2 protein-coding genes are annotated in these 2,520 nt (G+C 35.8%); both read left to right on the forward strand.

Translation table 11 applies throughout. From position 1 onward, the window contains the following. Positions 1–278: phosphoribosyltransferase (locus HMPREF2818_RS07085; protein WP_083312459.1), on the forward strand; the 278-nt coding region annotated here is incomplete at its 5' end. A gap of 22 nt (positions 279–300) precedes the next feature. Then, a complete protein-coding gene (gene ftsH / locus HMPREF2818_RS07090; protein WP_000794523.1) occupies positions 301–2,271 on the forward strand; it encodes an ATP-dependent zinc metalloprotease FtsH in 1,971 nt (656 codons plus the stop codon). Positions 2,272–2,520 lie beyond the last annotated feature (249 nt).

Consider the following 2,520-nt stretch of genomic DNA (forward strand, 5'->3'; position numbering starts at 1 on the left):
ACCATATTTTGTTTCGCAGGAAGTCTATTGAAGACATCATTGATACTGGACGTACATTAAAATACCTTCGAGATATGTTTAAGTATCGCCAAGCTAACTCTGTCAAAGTTGCAACCCTTTTTGATAAGCCAGAAGGGCGATTGGTAGATATTGATGCTGATTACGTTTGTTACGATATCCCAAATGAATTTATTGTGGGATTCGGTTTAGACTATGCTGAAAACTATCGTAACTTACCTTATGTTGGTGTGTTAAAAGAAGAAATTTACTCAAAATAGAAAAAAGGTACTCTCTTAAACTATGAAAAATAATAAAAATAATGGTTTTCTGAAAAATTCCTTTATTTACATATTATTGATTATTGCGGTTATTACAACCTTTCAATACTATTTAAAAGGAACTAGCTCTCAAAACCAGCAAATTTCTTATACAAAACTTGTTAAACAATTAAAAGCTGGAGAAATTAAGTCTATCTCATACCAGCCAAGTGGTGGTGTTGTTGAAGTTAGTGGGACATATAAGAAAGCCAAAACAATTAAATCAGCTAATAGTTTTACTTTTTTAGGTGGTAGTGTTGCTACTAAAGTTACAGGATTTAATTCTGTTATACTACCAAATGACTCTTCAATAAAATCTCTTGTTAGCGCTGCTGAAGAAAATAACACTAATATTCAGGTCAAACATGAAAGTTCAAGTGGGACATGGATTTCTTATATTGCCAGTTTTTTACCTTTAGTTATCATGATTGGTTTCTTCATGATGATGATGAACCAAGGCGGTGGCGCTCGTGGTGCCATGAGCTTTGGTAAAAATAAAGCAAGATCATCTAGTAAAGATGAGGTTAAAGTTCGATTTTCGGATGTTGCTGGAGCAGAGGAAGAAAAGCAAGAATTAATAGAAGTCGTTGACTTCCTTAAAGATCCTAAACGATATAAATCTCTAGGTGCCCGAATTCCAGCAGGGGTTCTATTAGAAGGACCTCCAGGGACAGGTAAAACCCTATTAGCAAAAGCTGTTGCCGGTGAAGCAGGGGTTCCATTCTTTAGTATTTCCGGTTCAGATTTTGTTGAAATGTTTGTCGGTGTTGGAGCTAGTCGAGTACGCTCTTTGTTTGAAGATGCTAAAAAAGCTGAACGTGCTATTATTTTCATTGATGAAATTGATGCTGTTGGACGTCGACGTGGAGCTGGTATGGGTGGCGGAAACGATGAACGTGAACAAACGCTCAACCAACTTTTAATTGAAATGGATGGTTTTGAAGGAAACGAAAGTATTATCGTTATCGCTGCTACCAACCGTAGTGATGTGTTAGATCCCGCATTACTGCGTCCAGGACGTTTTGATAGAAAAGTTCTAGTTGGACAACCTGATGTAAAAGGTCGTGAAGCAATTCTGAGAGTACATGCTAAAAATAAACCATTAGCAGATAATGTTGACTTAAAAGTAGTAGCTCAACAAACCCCAGGATTTGTTGGTGCTGATTTGGAGAATGTTCTCAATGAAGCTGCTTTAGTTGCTGCGCGACGAAATAAAAAAGTTATTGATGCTTCAGATATTGATGAAGCAGAAGACCGTGTAATTGCTGGTCCTTCTAAAAAAGATCGTACTATTTCTGAAAGAGAAAGAGCTATGGTTGCTTACCATGAAGCTGGGCACACAATTGTCGGTTTGATTCTTTCAAATGCGCGAGTTGTTCATAAAGTTACTATCGTACCACGTGGTCGTGCAGGTGGATATATGATTGCTTTACCTAAAGAAGATCAAATGCTTCTTTCAAAAGATGATATGAAAGAGCAATTAGCAGGTCTTATGGGAGGACGTGTAGCGGAAGAAATTATTTTCAACGCTCAGACAACAGGTGCCTCAAATGACTTCGAACAAGCCACTGCTATGGCCCGCGCTATGGTAACTGAATATGGTATGAGCGAGAAACTTGGACCAGTTCAATACGAAGGCAACCACGCAATGATGGCTGGTCAAATGTCACCTGAAAAATCATATTCTGCTCAAACTGCACAACTTATTGATGATGAAGTTCGTCACCTTCTTAATGAAGCACGTAATAAGGCAGCTGATATTATCAACGAAAACCGTGATACTCATAAATTAATTGCAGAAGCCCTCTTAAAATATGAGACTCTTGATGCTGCTCAGATTAAATCGATTTTTGAGACAGGTAAAATGCCTGAGACAGAAAATGATGAAGATAAAGCAAGAGCGTTATCATACGATGAAATCAAAGAAAAAATGCAAGAAGAAGATAAAAAATAAGTCATCATATATTTTTAAAGAACTTTATAAATTTCAAATACCCTTCAAATTTAGATAAAATTTGAAGGGTATTTTTTATGAAGATGAAGTTTAAATTTGTGAATTAAGAAGATGAAATATGAACATGACAACGGTAAAAATGCTATCCATTCAACAAGTATAGAAGGTTAGTTACTATAAATAATATTAACTTTTTAAAAATAAAAGAAAAAATGCAAAAATAGTATTGACAGGAAGTAGAAATATTTA

Source organism: Streptococcus sp. HMSC076H09 (assembly GCF_001811765.1).
GTDB classification, from domain to species: Bacteria; Bacillota; Bacilli; order Lactobacillales; family Streptococcaceae; genus Streptococcus; species Streptococcus agalactiae.

Bases quoted from the DNA above. Each gene is read 5' to 3' on its own strand.
- ftsH (WP_000794523.1), top strand. From the start codon at position 301: ATGAAAAATAATAAAAATAATGGTTTTCTGAAAAATTCCTTTATTTAC.